The organism is Acidaminococcus nyctereutis (genome assembly GCF_052216985.1).
Taxonomy (GTDB): Bacteria; Bacillota; Negativicutes; order Acidaminococcales; family Acidaminococcaceae; genus Acidaminococcus; species Acidaminococcus fermentans_A.
On the sequence record NZ_JBQOUY010000015.1, the window covers coordinates 1 to 14,796 of the forward strand.

The window sequence follows — 14,796 nt, forward strand, 5'->3', positions numbered from 1 at the left end:
GTTTGGGAGTACCATAATACACAGTTAGGTTTTTCATAGCAGTTAAATTCTAACACGAAAAAGGACTTTCGATTCACAAGAATCGAAAGTCCCTTTCGTTTTCATGGAGCTATTATTTCACAGCCCCTTTTTCCTGCACTCTTCACAATATCCGTACAGTTCCAGATAATGGCCCACAATCTCGAAATGGGTCTTTTGGGCCAGGTCTTCTTCGAAACCGTGGAGGGGGCAGCCGTCGATGTTCACCACTTTGTGGCAGCCCAGGCAGATCAGGTGATGGGTATGGCTGAGGGTGTACAGCAGGAAGCCGTATTTCCGGCTCTGGGGCAGCAGGACTTTTTCTGTGAGTTTCTTTTCTGTGAAAGTTTCCAGGATCCGGTATACTGTGGAGAAATTCAGGCGGGCCCCGGTCTGGAGCAATTTTTCATAGATTTCATCGGCACTGAGCACTTCCCGCTGGCACAGGAGCATGTCCAAGACCTGGAGACGGGAACGGGTGCATTTCAGGCCGCTTTGCCGGATCAGATGTTCTGCATCCAGAGGCGTTTCAGTTTTGGGCATGGTGGGCCTCCCGTTTCTGGCAGCAGGATTGGAAGAAGATCACCAGGAGGAGCAGCAGGACCGAGACAATGGCCGTGATCCCTCCTGGAGCGGCGCCGACATAATAGGAAGCGAAGAGCCCGGCCATGACGTCGAGGAAACTGAAGAAGACGGCCAAAGCCATGGTCTTCTTGAACCCCTGTCGGAGTTGGAGAGCTGTGGCCACCGGCAACGCAATCAGGGAACTGATTACCAAGATGCCCACGATCCGGAGGGAAACGGAGATGGTGGCGGCCACCAGGATGGAAAAGATGTAGTTGATTGCCCGGGCTTTCACCCCCAGGATCCGGGCTCCGTCTTCATCGAAGGACAGCAGGACCAGTTGAGGGAAAAGACCGAAAATGGTCAGCAGGGAAACCACTGTCAGGATGGCCACGATGGTCACTTCACCTTGACTGACCGTCAGGATGCTGCCGAACAAGAAAGAGTCCACATTGGCATGGACCAAACCGGAGCTGATGATGGTGATGGCGATCCCCACGGATAGGGAAAGGACGATGACCAGGGTCAGTTCCGCATATCGGCGGAATTTCTCTCGGAGCACTTCGATCAGCAGACCGAAAAAGGAAGTCAGGCAGAAGGCACTGATGATAGGGTTGGCATGGAACAAGAGACCGGTGGCCACTCCGGCCAGGGACGCATGGCTCAGAGCATCCCCGATCATGGAATAACGGCGGAGAACCAGGAAGGTGCCGATCAGGGGGCAGATTAGGGAAATCAACAAAGAGATCAGGAAGGCGTTCCGCATGAAGGCATAATCAAACATGGGCGCAGTCACCTCCATTTTCTGCCAGGTATTCCTGGATGTATTCGTGGGGGGTGCAGAAATGGCCCTGGCCCCGGACCACATGGAAGAAACTGGACGCGTTGTGGGCCGCATACCGGAGGTTGTGCTCTACGGTGATGACGGTGATCCCTCGTTCTTCATTGAGATGGTGGATCAGCGGATACAGGTCGTCCTGGCTTTTCAGGTCCATACCAGTGGAAGGTTCATCGAAGATCATCAGGTCCGGTTTTCCCAGGAGGGCTTTGGCAATCATCACTTTTTGGTACTGGCCTCCGGAAAGGGCTCCGATCAGATGGCCTTGGAGGGATGTGACGTGCATCCGGTCTAGGGCCCGGTCCACTGCGTTCCGGTCTTTGATCCCCAGGACCTGCCGAGTATAATCCAGGACTTCCCGGACGGTGATGGGGAATTGTTTGTTGACCATATTCGTGGGCTGGGGCACGTAGGCCGGCCGGCGGAAGGTGCTGCGGATGGTGCCGCTGCTGGGGGAAAGGAGCCCCAGGATCAGCTTCACCAGGGTGCTTTTGCCGCTGCCGTTTTCACCCACGATGGCCACATAGTCTCCGTCCTGGATATCCATGGACAAGTCATGGAGAAGGTAGGGCTCCTGCTCGTAGGCAAAGGACAGATGAGAAATCTGAAGCATGGTATGACCTCTTTCTGTATAAATGATGCAAATGCAAATAGTTTGCGTTTATTGACGAAACATATTCTATATGATATGATATCTCACGCAAAAATGCAAATGGTTTGCAATTTCGGGCTGCTGTGCAGCCCGGGGTCTCGCGTCTCACATCTCGCGTCTCGGGCTGAAGAAAAAAATTTGCACACTATGGAAATCTCTAAACGAAAGGAAACAATCGATGAAACGGATTTTATTTTTGCTGATGGCGGGGATTTTGGTCCTTTTGGCCGGATGCAGTAGAAAACCGGCTCCGGTCAAAACGGCAGAGGGTAAACTACCGGTGGTGGCCAGCTTCTATGCCATGAAGGAAATGACTGAAGCCATCGGAGGGGATAAAGTTTCGGTGACCACCCTGATCCCGGAAGGGACGGAACCTCATGAATTCCAGCCCACCACCCGGAGCATGAAGGACCTGAGCCGGGCCCGGGTGCTGGTGCTCCAGGGCTTGGGGATGGAACCCTGGGCCGAAGAAATGGTGAAAGCTGCGGCAAACCAGGACTTGGTCCAAGTCTTGGCAGCCCGGGATGTAGCTCCCATTGCCAATGAAGATCAGGAAGAAATCCGGGAGCATGGCCAGTACGATCCCCATGCCTGGCTGAGCCCGGTCTGCGCCCAGGTGGAAGTTGCGGCCATTGTCCGGGGGCTGTCCCAGGCGGATCCGGACAATGCAGCCTATTACCAGTCCAATGGAGAGAAATTCATCGGACGGCTGCGGCAGCTAGAGGAAACCTACAAAGAAAAATTCCAGTCGGTCCCTCGGAAAGACTTTGTCACTGGCCATGCAGCTTTTGCTTATTTGTGCCGAGATTTCGGTCTGGAACAGAACAGCGTAGAGGGAGTCTTTGCTTCCGGGGAACCCAATGCCCGGCAGCTGGCGAAACTGGTAGAATACTGCCGGGAACACCAAGTGAACACCATCTTTACGGAAGCAGCGGTCAGCCCCAAGACCAGCCAGGCCCTGGCCCGGGAAGTGGGGGCGAAAGTGGTGCCCATCCACACCCTGGAAGGGGGAGAAGGAGAAGGGGACTATCTGCAGCAGATGGAAGAGAATCTGGTGCGGATTTATGAAAGTTTGAAGTAGGGGGTCTCGGGTCTCGAGACCGGTGTGTTGCACATAACATGCAACACACCCTTCACATTTTCTTCATATTTTCCCAACAACTTGTGCATGAGGAACCGGTATAATAAAGACAAAGAAGAAACAAAACCCTCTGGACAAGGAAGAAAGGATGATCCATCATGACAGCAAAATTCAAGACTTTGGCAGTGGCAGCGGCGTTCTTTGCAGTCGGCAGCGTGGCAGGACCTCGGCTGTTTTCTGTGACGCCGGTTCATGCAGCGGAAGCAGTGACAGAAAATCAACCGGTTGTACAAGCCTTGGACGACCAGGTTGGATGTCCTTATTACAACCAGAACGGACGGCACTGGAGAGGCGGACGCCGGGGTCGGGGAGGCTGCTGGAACCAGGGCCAACAGCCCCCCTGCTGGGGAGATAATGGCCAGGGACAGAGTCAGGGTCAGCAGAGTTGACCACTGACAAAGAAGGGGGTGTTGCACAGCAACACCCCCTTCTTATATAATGTTCCCAGCAAGGAGGCGCTTATGGACAACTACTCTGTATTGTTGGTGGACGATGATCCCAAGCTGCTGGATCTTCTGGTCAACTATTTCCAAAATGAACAATTTGCGGTACTGACCGCCCGGGACGGAGAAGAAGCTCTGCGGGTCTTTCGGAAGAAGCAGCCTCAGATGCTGGTGTTGGATCTGATGCTGCCCAAAATCGACGGCCGGGATGTGTGCCGGACCATTCGGCAGGAAAGTACGGTGCCCATTATCATGCTTACCGCCCGGGATGCGGAATTCGACCGGCTCATGGGGCTGGAGCTGGGAGCAGATGATTATGTGACCAAGCCTTTCAGCATGCGGGAACTGGTGGCCCGGGTACGGGCTCTGCTCCGGCGGACTTATGGGGCCTATGGCCAGCAGAAAGAGGACAAACCGGAAACCGTGATCCGGGCCGGGGATCTGGAGCTGGATCTGGATCGGCATCTGCTGCTGCGTCAGGAAGAAGGAGGGTCCTGGAAACCCATCGAGCTGACTCCCATCGAATTCAGTCTGCTGGAAGTCCTTATGAAAAGCCCTGGCCATGTATACAACCGGCTACAATTAATGGAAAACAGCCATGGATTTGCTTTTGACGGTTATGAACGGACCATCGATGCCCACATCCGGAATCTGCGGAAGAAAATCGAGCCGGATTCCAAAAGTCCCCGGTACATCCTGACGGTGTATGGCATCGGTTACAAATTCGGAGGATAAAAGCATGCATTTTCACAGTGTGCGGAACAAGATGATGATCAGCACCTTTCTGTTGATCCTGATCTGCGCCCTGATCGTCATTGCCATCTGCAACCAGCAGATGGAGACCCATTTTTTTCAGTATCTCCAGGATCCCTCCGCCCTGGCCGGACAGCACGGGGGAGAAAACTGCGGACAGGGACTGGGCAGGGGCATGATGGGCGGTGGTATGGGGATGGGTGGCATGCGCCGTCGGATGATGCTGGGAGTGGCGGAACGGACGTTTGTGGAATCCTATCACAAATCCCTGTGGTGGATCGGTTTTCTGTTTGCTGGAATCGGGCTGGTGGTGAGTTTTTTCCTGTCCGGGAACATCACCCGTCCCCTGCGGCAGCTGTCCCAGGCAGCGGAAAAGATCCGTCAGGGGGAACTGAAGCAGGAAGTGCCGGTGGAAACCCGGGATGAAGTGGGACAGCTGGCTTCCGTATTCAACCAGATGTCTGCGGAACTGGCTGCCAACGAAAGCACCCGGCAGGAACTGCTGGCCAATATCGCCCACGAGCTGAAGACGCCGCTGGCGGTACTCCAGGGCCATCTGGAGAGCATGCTGGACGGGGTGGAACAGCCGGAGCCGGATAAACTGTTTTCCATGCAGGAAGAAGTGATGCGGCTGACCCGGCTGGTGGGGGATCTCCGGGATCTGTCCCTGGCCCAGGTCCACCAGCTGGAACTCCATCTCCAGCCAGTGGATCTGAGGGAAAAAACGGAACGGGCGGCAGAACTGCTGGAACCTCTGCTGGAGGAAAAGAAACTCCATTTTGTGAAGGAAATTGCTCCGGATCTGCCGGTACGGCAGCTGGATCCAGACCGGATGAACCAGGTCCTGTACAACCTGATTATCAACGCCATCCGGTACACCACCCCGGGGACGGCCATCCTGCTGAAAATGGAAGCGACAGGCGAAAAGGTGCGTCTGACCATTGCCGATGAGGGACCGGGGATCCCGCCGGAAGATCTTCCCCATGTGTTCGAACAGTTCTACCGGGGGGATAAATCCCGGAACCGGGCCTCCGGGGGCAGCGGCATCGGTCTGTCTCTGGCCAAAAGCTTCGTGGAAGCCCAGGGAGGGCATATAGAAGCCAGGAACCGGCCCCAGGGCGGGGCGGAGTTTGTGGTGGAAGTGTAAGGAGGGGGTGTTGCACGTTCTGTGCAACACCCCTTCATATTTTCTTCACATTCCCTTCCCACCATCTGCATATTGTATACCTATAATAATGCTATGAAATAAAACAAACCCAACGAAGGAGCGATGTGCAATGGTTATGACAAATTATATGGATCTTTTGGCGGCCAACCAGCCCTGGAACCTGATCCTCTTTATGGTGATCCCGGTGGTGCTGGCAGAATCCCTGGTGGCTACAGAATTCTATACCACTTATTACAACGGCAAAGCGGCTGGCTGGAAGGCCTGGAACCACCGGCTTGGGATTGCCGCTGGGGTGTATTTCGCCCTGGTAGTGCTGTATCTCCTGGTGAACGTGGTGCCCGGGATCCACTGGAAGGGCTGGGCGGACCAGCTGGCCATCGTTGCCTATCTACTGGGAATCGTTCCCTTGGGAGCCATTGCCCTGATGGAACTGGGGGTCACCGGGAAGCACATGACGGAACAGCAGCGGACCCTGCGGCATTTCGGCCTTTTGATCGGGTTCCTGGTGGTCAGCCATGTGGCCATGGTATTCGGCATGGTGGATCCCACCATCACCGGCTGGCAGCCCATGCCGGCGCAGATGCACCAGATGGGACATATGTAAGAAAAGAGGCAGCGCAGAATGCTGCTCTTTTCTGTCAGGGAGCAGCATAGCTGCTCTGTCACATGTGACCAGTGACCAAGGGGCTGTTGCAAGTGTGTGATTTTCACACATGCAACAGCCCCATTTTTCATTTCTTCAACGCTTTCTCCAGTGTTTTGGCCAGTTCCAGATCGGAGGCCGGATTCTGGCCGGTAATCAGTTCCCGATCTTTGACCACATGGCTCTGATTCATGCCCTGGACCTGGATTTTTCCTCCGGCCAGCTGGAGAGCCTGTTCCAGATGGAAGGGCATTTCCGTCCCTTTGGCCACTTCGCCGGGCCATTCTTCCGCATCAGAAAGGGCGGTCATGGCATAGCCTTCGTAGATCCACCCCTTGCCCAGGGTAAGGACACTTTTTACGTCCTGGTCTACCAGGGCTTTCCGGTAGCCGGCGGGATCCGGCAGGGCTGCCAGGGCGGCAGCCGGCCCGTGGCAGATCATGGCGGTGGGCTTCTCTTTGGTGTGGAAATCCTTCAGGATGGTCCCCAGCTCCTGATTTTCCATCAGGCTGCCCATAGGTGCATGGCCTCCGGGAATAAACAGGGCATCATACCGGTCCAATCCGCCCTGGATGGCCTGCTGGAAGGAAATGGGCTTCAGGCCGTTGACGAAGGCTTCCGCCCGGGCGCGTTCAGTTTCTTTGCCCTGGAAGAATTTTTTGTCATTGGATCCCTGGTCCATGATGGGATCCTTCCCTTCCGGGGTGGCCAGGACGATTTCCCAGCCTTTTTGGGCCAGGTATTCTGTGGGGACGGCCAGCTCGTTCAGGAAGAACCCGGTGGACATCCGGGTGTGGTCGGCCAGCTCTAGGGTTCCCTCACTGGAGGCAATCACCAGGATCCGGCCTTTGACCGGGGCTGCCTGGGCGGACAGTGCACCCAAGGGCAGAACCAGCATGGCAGTCAGTATCATTCTGAAAAAACGCTTCATGGTATCAGCTCCTGTTTTTCATGTTGTCTATATTTTAGAAAATAGGGGCTCTTTTGGGAAGTACGCACTTTTTGGTCCCTAAGTACCCAAAAAGGAACTCTCTGTTAAAAAGTGCCGGCCATGTACTCCCGGCCCCAACTGCAGATGGCCATAATGATGGGGCGGAGAGATTCTCCCCGGTCTGTGAGAGTATATTCGGTTTTGGGCGGGACCACTGGGTAGACGGTGCGGTGGATCAGTCCATCTCCTTCCAGTTCCCGCAGCTGCTGGGTAAGCATCTTGGCGGTGGCCCGGGGGATGTGGCGCTGGAGCTGGCTGAAACGGAGCACGGATTCCGTCATCAGGTAGTACAGGATGATGGCTTTGTATTTTCCGCCCAGCTGGCTCAGGGCCGCTTCCACCGGACAGTTGTATTTCTTTTCGTTCATGGGGCCTCCTTATAGTTTCTAAAAAGATAGTATCATACAAAAAAGTGCATTCTTGTGATTTAGATAGATCGGGGATAATATTAGCACAGTCAATCCCAAAATACAAGAAAACAGGAGGAAATTCATATGCAAAAAGATATCGGTGCGGTCATGGGGCTGTATCCCACTCCGCTGACCATCGTGGGAACTGTGGCGGAAGGCCGGGTGAACTGGCTGCCGGTGGCCCATGTGGGCGTGGTGGAGCATACCCGGTTCCTGATCAGTGTGGATAAGGCCCACGAATTTTCCGTCCGGGGAATTGAAACCAACGGGACGGTATCCGTCAGCCTGGTGAACCGGGACATCCTGGCAGCGGCCGATTACTGCGGCCTGCACAAAGGTGCTCAGGAAGACAAGTCCCAGGTGTTTCCCCATCATTTCGATGAGGTGGAAGGGGCGCCCATACCGGACAATGCCCCGCTGGTGATGACCTGCCGAGTCATCCGGAAAGTGGAGGTGGGACAGTTCAACAATTATATCCTGGAACCGGTCCATACTTATGTGGAGGAACGGTATCTGAATGAACGGGACAAGCCGGATTATGCCAAAATGCGGCCCATCCTGTTCGAATTCCGCAATGCCCTCTATCTGGAAACCGGGGATGTGGCCGGCCGGTGCTGGCAGATCGGACGGGAATTCCAGGTCCGGCGGTAGAGTTGTATCGTTTCTGTTCCAAGGCAAACGCCAGCCACGTTTGCCTACCTTCGTCCAGAGACCAGTGACCGGGGGTGTTGCACGTTACGTGCAACACCCCCGGTCTCATAAGCCGCATAGCGGCTCGGTCTCGGGTCTCGAGTCTCGAGTCGAATGAGAAATTTGCAAGCAAATTTTTTAAATGTACAAACCCTAATCTGCTAACGATAAGATATTCGTTTCTATATCCAGCACGATACTGCTTCTACACCTTCAAAAGAACCTGGCCATGGGGACAGGTTCTATCCAACGTCTCGAGACTCACGACTCGAGACCCGAGACCTCAAAAAGAGGCTGTTGCTCATGCAACACCCCCTTAATACTTCTCCTCCATAAACTCCACAAAGGCCCGGACACTGGTCAGGAGGCGGTAATTGTGACGGTAGTACATCCAGGTCTCCCGTAAAAGGGGCTTCCCTTCCGGGGTGGTGAGCACGGTAGGGGTGATCCGGGGGGTGTCCTGGCCGCAGCTCCGGGAGAGCAGGGTGAAGCCCAGGCCTTCCTGGACCATCTTCAGGCAGGTGTCCATGGCATCGGTTTCGATGATCGTAAAAGGTGGCTTCTTGTAATGGGCGTACCACCAGTCATCCAGCACGTTCTGGAGCAGGGGATCGGTCACATAGTGGATGTAGGGATAGCTGGGCAGCAGATCCATGTTGAGGGACTCCCGGCTGAAGGCGCAGAGGGGATCTTGCCACAGGAGCCGTTTTTCCTCATTCCAGTTGTGGTCTCCCCGGACAATGCAGATATGGTACTTTCCTTCCAAGAACTCCCGGTAGCGGTCATGGCTGAATCCGCTGTTCATGTGGATCTCGATCCGGGGATAGATCTTTCGGAACTGGGTCAGGATCCGGGGCATGTGGTATTTGGCAAACACATTGGAACAGGCGATGGAAAGGGTCCCTGCCGGATGGATCCGGGCGTCGGACAGACTGTCCCGGATCTTCTGGTAGGAGGACTCCATCTGGAGGAAGAATCGGTAGAGCATTTCCCCTTCAGAGGTGAACTGGATGCCCCGGGGCTGACGGAGGAATAGGGTACAGCCGAATTCTGCCTCCAGCCGTTTCAGCCGGTCGGTGAGAGCGGGCTGGGAAAGGAACAGCCGTTTGGCAGTGTGGGTGATGTTCTTTTCTTCGTACAGGGTCTTCAGCAGCAGGATGTCTTTATTGTCCATGGGAACCTCCTTACAGGATGGGTGATGAAAGATAGATTTATTTTATCGCAAAACCCCAAAAAAACCTATTTGTTTTTTGCGGGAAGAAACGGTACACTGAAAAGCAGAGAACGGATCTCGGGCAGCCCCTTGTGGGGAAAGGTCCATCTCTTAGGAAACCAGCAAGGGAAAAGGACGGCGGATAGGAATGCCGTCCTTTTTTCTGTCCGGGGTGGATCCAACGGCATGATCCATAGAAAAATTTGATGACAGATACAAAAAAACACGTATTTGTATTATTTCACGAGGAATCCTATGATAAAGCCGTGCAGAAAAGAACCATCTGATCTGAGAGAAGCAGGAGGCATGAACAATTATGGTAGAACTGATCCATGAGGGCGTTTTTTACAAGGACGGACAGCTGCTGACGGAGGCAGGACTGGCCGCCCAGGGAATCAAGGCTGACAAAGCGGAGGGGACCCGGAAGACCCTGGCCTATCAAGTGCTGGAAGCCCATCAGCAGGGAGAGGGGATGGAGGATCTCCATCTGAAATTCGATGCCTTGACCAGTCACGACATTACCTATGTGGGGATCATCCAGACGGCCATTGCCAGCGGCCTGGACCATTTCCCCGTTCCCTACATCCTGACCAACTGCCACAACAGCCTGGCGGCCGTAGGGGGCACCATCAACGAGGACGACCACGTTTTCGGGCTGTCTGCGGTGAAACGGTTCGGAGGCCAGTACGTACCGCCCCATATGGCAGTCATCCATGAATACATGCGAGAAAAAATGGCCGGTGGCGGGAAGATGATCCTAGGTTCCGACAGCCACACCCGGTACGGGGCCTTCGGGACCATGGCCATCGGGGAAGGGGGGCCGGAACTGGTGAAGCAGCTCCTGGGCCATACCTACGATGTCCAGCGGCCCCAGGTGATCGCCATCTATCTGAAAGGGAAAACCCGTCATGGGGTGGGACCTCAGGATGTGGCCCTGGCCATTGAAAAAGCTGTGTTCAAAAACGGCTTTGTGAAGAACAAGGTGATGGAATTCATGGGCCCCGGCATTGCCGGGCTGTCCATGGACTTCCGGAATGGCATCGACGTGATGACCACGGAAACCACCTGCCTGACCACCATCTGGTCCACGGACACCACCGTGAAGGATTACCTGGAACTCCACCGCCGTCCGGAAGCTTACCGGGAAATGGAACCCGGCGACCTGGCGTACTACGACGGAGCCGTGGTGGTGGACCTGGACAAAGTAGAATCCATGATTGCCATGCCCTTCCATCCCAGCCATGTGTACACCATCAAAGAGCTGAACGAAGGCGGCCGGGACTTGCTGGAAGAAATCGAAAAGCAGGCAGTGGACATGCTGGACAACAAGGAATTGTCCCTGGGTCTGTCGGATAAATATTATGACGGGAAGATGCACTGCGACCAGGGACTGATCGCCGGCTGCTCCGGCGGTCTGTACGAAAACCTGGTGGCGGCGGCCCACATCCTGAAGGGCAAGAGCATCGGCAATGAACGGTTTGCCTTCAGTGTGTATCCTTCCAGCCATCCCATCTACATGGAACTGATGCGCAACGGGGCCCTGGCCGACCTGATGGATGCCGGCGCCGTGGTCCGGTCCGCGTTCTGCGGTCCCTGCTTCGGGGCCGGGGATACCCCCAACAACAAGGGCTTCAGTGTCCGGCACACCACCCGGAACTTCCCCAACCGGGAAGGGAGCAAGCCCGGCAAGGGACAGATCGCTTCCGTGGCCCTGATGGATGCCCGGAGCGTGGCTGCCACCGCGGCCAACCATGGAGCGCTGACCCCGGCCACGGAAGTGGAATACGACGACAGCGTGCCCGCCTACCATTACGACAGCCTGCCCTATGACCACAAGGTCTTCGACGGGATTGGCCAGCCGGATAAAAAAGAAGAGTTGGTGTATGGTCCTTCCATCAAACCCTGGCCTTCCATTGAAAAACTCAATGAAAACGTGCTGCTGAAGGTGGCTGCCTACATCGATGATCCGGTGACCACTACCGACGAACTGATCCCTTCCGGGGAAACTTCTTCCTATCGGAGCGACCCCTATGCCCTCAGTGAATTTGCCCTGAGCCGGAAGGTACCGGAATATGTGGGAAGGGCCAAAGCGGTGCGGACTCTGGAAAAAGCCCGGCAGGACGGTAAGGTCAGCGGAGAACTGGAAGCAGTCTATCTTGCAGTGAAACATGCCTTGGCGCTGCCGGAAACGGTGGAGGAGATGGCAAAGGATACCTCCTTTGGCTCCGTGGTCTATGCCAATAAACTCGGTGACGGTTCCGCCCGGGAACAGGCAGCTTCCTGTCAGCGGGTGCTGGGAGGTGCCGCCAACATTGCCCTGGAATATGCTACCAAACGGTACCGGAGCAATGTGATGAACTGGGGGATGCTGCCCTTCCTGGCTTCTTATGACGATTCCCGGAAACTGGCGGTGGGTGACCTGGTATACGTCCCCCATGTCCGGAAAATCCTCCTGGGAGAAACGGACGAGTACAAAGGATTCCTTGTCCGGGACGGAAAGAAAGTGGGAGAGATTGTCCTGCACCTGGGTACGGTGGAACCTTCCCAGAAAGAGATCCTGGCTGCAGGCTGTCTGATCAACTACTACGCAGGCAGCAGAAATAAGGAATGAAAAACAAAACCAGCGGCAGAGCTGCGCTTCTCTGCCGCTGGTTTTGTTTTGAAGGTTGACAATAAAAAAGGTTGGGGGCTGGAGAAACCGGAGGAGTAAAGGTTTCTCCAGGAGAGAGGGGAACCGCCGGGGCACACATTCCGGGGTCCCTGTATGACAATCAGCTGAAAACCTTTCAGAAGAAAGGTCCTCAATGACAATCAGCAAGGGGAGTGGCTAATGGTTAGGAAAACCTAACCATTAGCCTTGAAAAAAATAAAGACAATGCGGTTAGTCTTTACTTACAGGAATTATTCTAGCATAGATCCAGGAAGGATGCAAGCTTTTTTTGAAAAATTCTTTCGGATTTTCACTCCTGTTTCTTTCCCCATGGAATATTGTACGCTGATTTTTGAAAAAATCAAGGAAAAATGCGGATAACAGCAAAAATATTACAGATTAGTTAACACTAATTTAAAAGGCAAATAGTTTCTTTCCTCTTTTTCACCGGCGTTTCATTTTCCTCTGCTATCCTGTAAAATATATAAGTAGGGAGGGATGCTGCATGAAGATCCTGGTGGTGGAAGATGAACCCACGCTGAATAAGATCATCGCCAAACGGCTGAAAATCGAAACCTATTCGGTGGACTGCGCTTTTAACGGGAAAGAGGCCCTGGACTACCTGGATGCGGCGGAATACGATCTGCTGATCGTGGATATCATGATGCCGGAAATGGATGGCCTGACTTTGGTGAAAAAAATCCGGGAAAAGGGTGGCCGGGTACCGGTCCTGTTCCTGACCGCTCTGGACAGTACCCAGGATAAGGTCACCGGACTGGACAGCGGCGGGGACGACTATCTGGTGAAACCTTTTGAATTCGATGAGCTCCTGGCCCGGATCCGCAGTCTGCTCCGGCGGAGCAATGTCCAGCAGACGGCAAGGACACAGCTGATTCTGGCGGACCTGACCCTGGATACCCGGACCCATCAGGTGACCCGGAGCGGGCAGGATATTTCCCTTACCCCAAAAGAATTCTCCGTGCTGGATTATCTCCTGCGGAACCAGGGCACGGTGCTTTCCCGGGAACAGATCCTGGAACATGCCTGGGATTTTTCCTACGAAGGCTATTCCAATATGGTGGATGTCTACATCAAGACCCTGCGGAAAAAAATCGACAAAGACTTTGAACCGAAGCTGCTCCATACAGTACGGGGGACCGGTTATGTGCTTAAAGTGTAGGATAGCCCTGGGTCGCCGGCTGCAGCGGGGATGGAAACGGCTGAAGAATCTGCCGGTCTCCCTTCGGGTCACCCTGTGGTACACCCTGTTCCTGTCCATCATCCTGGTGTTGTTTACCGGGGTAATCCTAAAGGTGGGGGTGGATTACGAAAAACGGGCTGCCGGCCGGACTCTGATCAAGGCGGTGGAAAAAGCCGGAGACCGGTACAAGGAAAAAAAAGGAAAGTTCCGGTCCTTTGACGACAATGTGTACCTGTCCCTCCAGACCCATCGGGGAGAACTCCTGGAAGGGACAGAACCGGAAGGGGCTCCTCGGGGGATGCAGCCGGTGTTCGGCCGGGGTCCCCAGGCTCTGGTCATCAATGGGGTCCCATACCATTATTTCGATCTGCCCCTGCGGCCGGATGAGCAGAAGATCCGGTCCGGCACCTTCCGGGGACCGGGGCCGTTCATCCGGGGGTATCTGACGGATACGGTGTATTCCCGGCATTACCGGGTGCTGCTGCTGGGGGCCCTGATCGCTTTGCCCCTGTTCCTGGTACTGGTGACCCTGGGAGGCTACCGGATCATCAAACGGAGCTTTGCTCCGGTCCAGGCCATCAGTGAAGCGGCCCGGGCCATTGGGGAAACTGGGGACCTGTCCCAGCGGATCCCCTTGGACGACAGCCGGGATGAAATCCACCAGATGGGACGGACCTTCAACTGGATGCTGGGCCAGATCGAAGAGCTGCTGGAACGGGAGAAACGGTTCACATCCGATGTATCCCATGAACTGCGGACTCCTACGGCGGTGATCATGGCGGAAAGCGAATTTGGCAAAGATTATACGGCCGATCTGGAGGAAGCCCGGGAGGAATTCCGGCACATCTTCCAACAGTCTCGGCGGATGAGCCAGCTGATCAACCAGCTGCTGGAACTGTCTAGGCTGGGGAATCGGAAACATTTGGAGCTGGTCCCTGTGGACCTGAGCCGGCTGGTCCAGGAAACCTTGGAAGATTACCAGAAACTGCCCCAGGCAGGGAATTTCCAGTGGAAAACCTCCGCCCAGCCGGATCTCCAAGTGCTGGGGGAGGAGGCGCTGCTGACCCGGATCCTGAGCAATTATCTGGACAATGCCCTGAAATTCACCCGGAGCCGGATCGGCGTGATCCTGGAAGAACGGGACGGCAGAGTCCGTCTGTCCGTAACGGACGATGGGAATGGACTGCCTCCGGAAGAACTGGAAAAGATCTGGAACCGCTTGTACCAGGCGGATCCGTCCCGGAACAAGAAACAGAACATGGGCCTGGGGCTGGGGCTGTCCTTTGTGGCGGCAGCTGCCAAGCTGATGAAGGGCCAGGCAGGGGCCGAAAGCCAGGTGGGAAAAGGCAGTACTTTCTTCCTGCAGCTCCCTGCTGTCCGGAAATCATGAGAACACGGGAGAGTTGTGAAATACAGTACAC

Annotated in this window: 15 protein-coding genes; 9 read left to right on the top strand and 6 right to left on the bottom strand. The window is 55.0% G+C overall.

Annotation, left to right across the window (positions count from 1 at the left end; all coding sequences use genetic code 11):
• Nucleotides 1-117: 117 nt before the first annotated feature.
• From ACTUHY_RS08210 to ACTUHY_RS08220, 3 genes are read right to left on the bottom strand one after another with little or no spacing between them, the layout of a single operon-like run.
• Nucleotides 118-561: a Fur family transcriptional regulator gene (locus ACTUHY_RS08210; RefSeq protein WP_442827342.1), complete on the bottom strand. Its 444-nt coding sequence runs from the start codon at nt 559-561 to the stop codon at nt 118-120.
• Entirely contained in the window at nt 548-1,366 is an 819-nt protein-coding gene (locus ACTUHY_RS08215) for a metal ABC transporter permease (protein WP_442827343.1), read from the bottom strand. The genes ACTUHY_RS08210 and ACTUHY_RS08215 overlap by 14 nt, the downstream gene beginning before the upstream one ends.
• Nucleotides 1,359-2,033 (bottom strand): metal ABC transporter ATP-binding protein, encoded by a 675-nt coding sequence (locus ACTUHY_RS08220; RefSeq protein ID WP_442827344.1) that lies wholly within the window; start codon nt 2,031-2,033, stop codon nt 1,359-1,361. Before ACTUHY_RS08220 ends, ACTUHY_RS08215 begins: the two co-directional genes overlap by 8 nt.
• A 217-nt stretch (nt 2,034-2,250) precedes the next feature.
• Here ACTUHY_RS08220 and ACTUHY_RS08225 point away from each other — a divergent pair, with 217 nt between their 5' ends.
• The 5 genes from ACTUHY_RS08225 (at nt 2,251) to ACTUHY_RS08245 (ending at nt 6,181) form a co-directional block, all read left to right on the top strand.
• Nucleotides 2,251-3,153 carry a metal ABC transporter substrate-binding protein gene (locus tag ACTUHY_RS08225; RefSeq protein ID WP_442827345.1) on the top strand — a complete coding sequence of 301 codons (903 nt, stop codon included), beginning with the start codon at nt 2,251-2,253 and terminating at the stop codon, nt 3,151-3,153.
• A 158-nt stretch (nt 3,154-3,311) separates the two neighbouring features.
• On the top strand, nt 3,312-3,602 hold the full coding sequence (locus ACTUHY_RS08230) for a hypothetical protein (protein ID WP_442827346.1): 291 nt from the start codon (nt 3,312-3,314) through the stop codon (nt 3,600-3,602).
• Between the two features lie 72 nt (nt 3,603-3,674).
• Complete coding sequence (locus tag ACTUHY_RS08235; protein WP_442827347.1) at nt 3,675-4,391, top strand: response regulator transcription factor; 717 nt, start codon at nt 3,675-3,677, stop codon at nt 4,389-4,391.
• A gap of 4 nt (nt 4,392-4,395) precedes the next feature.
• Entirely contained in the window at nt 4,396-5,556 is a 1,161-nt protein-coding gene (locus ACTUHY_RS08240; RefSeq protein WP_442827348.1) for a sensor histidine kinase, read from the top strand.
• 130 nt (nt 5,557-5,686) lie between these two features.
• Complete coding sequence (locus ACTUHY_RS08245) at nt 5,687-6,181, top strand: DUF6803 family protein (protein ID WP_442827349.1); 495 nt, start codon at nt 5,687-5,689, stop codon at nt 6,179-6,181.
• Nucleotides 6,182-6,308: 127 nt separating this feature from the next.
• On the opposite strand, the gene ACTUHY_RS08250 is transcribed toward ACTUHY_RS08245, so the two are convergent.
• Entirely contained in the window at nt 6,309-7,133 is an 825-nt protein-coding gene (locus tag ACTUHY_RS08250) for a type 1 glutamine amidotransferase domain-containing protein (protein WP_442827350.1), read from the bottom strand.
• 122 nt (nt 7,134-7,255) lie between these two features.
• Complete coding sequence (locus ACTUHY_RS08255; protein ID WP_442827351.1) at nt 7,256-7,579, bottom strand: winged helix-turn-helix transcriptional regulator; 324 nt, start codon at nt 7,577-7,579, stop codon at nt 7,256-7,258.
• A gap of 126 nt (nt 7,580-7,705) precedes the next feature.
• On the opposite strand from ACTUHY_RS08255, the gene ACTUHY_RS08260 reads away from it, so the two are divergent.
• Nucleotides 7,706-8,272: a flavin reductase family protein gene (locus ACTUHY_RS08260; RefSeq protein ID WP_442827352.1), complete on the top strand. Its 567-nt coding sequence runs from the start codon at nt 7,706-7,708 to the stop codon at nt 8,270-8,272.
• Between the two features lie 355 nt (nt 8,273-8,627).
• On the opposite strand, the gene ACTUHY_RS08265 is transcribed toward ACTUHY_RS08260, so the two are convergent.
• Complete coding sequence (locus tag ACTUHY_RS08265; RefSeq protein WP_442827353.1) at nt 8,628-9,485, bottom strand: LysR family transcriptional regulator; 858 nt, start codon at nt 9,483-9,485, stop codon at nt 8,628-8,630.
• A 355-nt stretch (nt 9,486-9,840) separates the two neighbouring features.
• On the opposite strand from ACTUHY_RS08265, the gene ACTUHY_RS08270 reads away from it, so the two are divergent.
• The 3 genes from ACTUHY_RS08270 to ACTUHY_RS08280 all read left to right on the top strand — a co-directional run bounded on the left by ACTUHY_RS08270 (nt 9,841) and on the right by ACTUHY_RS08280 (nt 14,765).
• Nucleotides 9,841-12,135: a hydratase gene (locus ACTUHY_RS08270; RefSeq protein ID WP_442827354.1), complete on the top strand. Its 2,295-nt coding sequence runs from the start codon at nt 9,841-9,843 to the stop codon at nt 12,133-12,135.
• 544 nt (nt 12,136-12,679) lie between these two features.
• Nucleotides 12,680-13,354 (top strand): response regulator transcription factor, encoded by a 675-nt coding sequence (locus tag ACTUHY_RS08275; protein ID WP_278674594.1) that lies wholly within the window; start codon nt 12,680-12,682, stop codon nt 13,352-13,354.
• A complete protein-coding gene (locus tag ACTUHY_RS08280; protein ID WP_442827355.1) occupies nt 13,338-14,765 on the top strand; it encodes a sensor histidine kinase in 1,428 nt (475 codons plus the stop codon). Before ACTUHY_RS08275 ends, ACTUHY_RS08280 begins: the two co-directional genes overlap by 17 nt.
• The last annotated feature ends 31 nt before the right edge of the window (nt 14,766-14,796 follow it).

Excerpts from the sequence above, each read along its gene's own strand:
- ACTUHY_RS08210 (WP_442827342.1), bottom strand. The coding sequence starts at position 561 with ATGCCCAAAACTGAAACGCCTCTGGATGCAGAACATCTGATCCGGCAA.
- ACTUHY_RS08215 (WP_442827343.1), bottom strand. The coding sequence starts at position 1,366 with ATGTTTGATTATGCCTTCATGCGGAACGCCTTCCTGATCTCTTTGTTG.
- ACTUHY_RS08220 (WP_442827344.1), bottom strand. The coding sequence starts at position 2,033 with ATGCTTCAGATTTCTCATCTGTCCTTTGCCTACGAGCAGGAGCCCTAC.
- ACTUHY_RS08225 (WP_442827345.1), top strand. The coding sequence starts at position 2,251 with ATGAAACGGATTTTATTTTTGCTGATGGCGGGGATTTTGGTCCTTTTG.
- ACTUHY_RS08230 (WP_442827346.1), top strand. The coding sequence starts at position 3,312 with ATGACAGCAAAATTCAAGACTTTGGCAGTGGCAGCGGCGTTCTTTGCA.
- ACTUHY_RS08235 (WP_442827347.1), top strand. The coding sequence starts at position 3,675 with ATGGACAACTACTCTGTATTGTTGGTGGACGATGATCCCAAGCTGCTG.
- ACTUHY_RS08240 (WP_442827348.1), top strand. The coding sequence starts at position 4,396 with ATGCATTTTCACAGTGTGCGGAACAAGATGATGATCAGCACCTTTCTG.
- ACTUHY_RS08245 (WP_442827349.1), top strand. The coding sequence starts at position 5,687 with ATGGTTATGACAAATTATATGGATCTTTTGGCGGCCAACCAGCCCTGG.
- ACTUHY_RS08250 (WP_442827350.1), bottom strand. The coding sequence starts at position 7,133 with ATGATACTGACTGCCATGCTGGTTCTGCCCTTGGGTGCACTGTCCGCC.
- ACTUHY_RS08255 (WP_442827351.1), bottom strand. The coding sequence starts at position 7,579 with ATGAACGAAAAGAAATACAACTGTCCGGTGGAAGCGGCCCTGAGCCAG.
- ACTUHY_RS08260 (WP_442827352.1), top strand. The coding sequence starts at position 7,706 with ATGCAAAAAGATATCGGTGCGGTCATGGGGCTGTATCCCACTCCGCTG.
- ACTUHY_RS08265 (WP_442827353.1), bottom strand. The coding sequence starts at position 9,485 with ATGGACAATAAAGACATCCTGCTGCTGAAGACCCTGTACGAAGAAAAG.
- ACTUHY_RS08270 (WP_442827354.1), top strand. The coding sequence starts at position 9,841 with ATGGTAGAACTGATCCATGAGGGCGTTTTTTACAAGGACGGACAGCTG.
- ACTUHY_RS08275 (WP_278674594.1), top strand. The coding sequence starts at position 12,680 with ATGAAGATCCTGGTGGTGGAAGATGAACCCACGCTGAATAAGATCATC.
- ACTUHY_RS08280 (WP_442827355.1), top strand. The coding sequence starts at position 13,338 with ATGTGCTTAAAGTGTAGGATAGCCCTGGGTCGCCGGCTGCAGCGGGGA.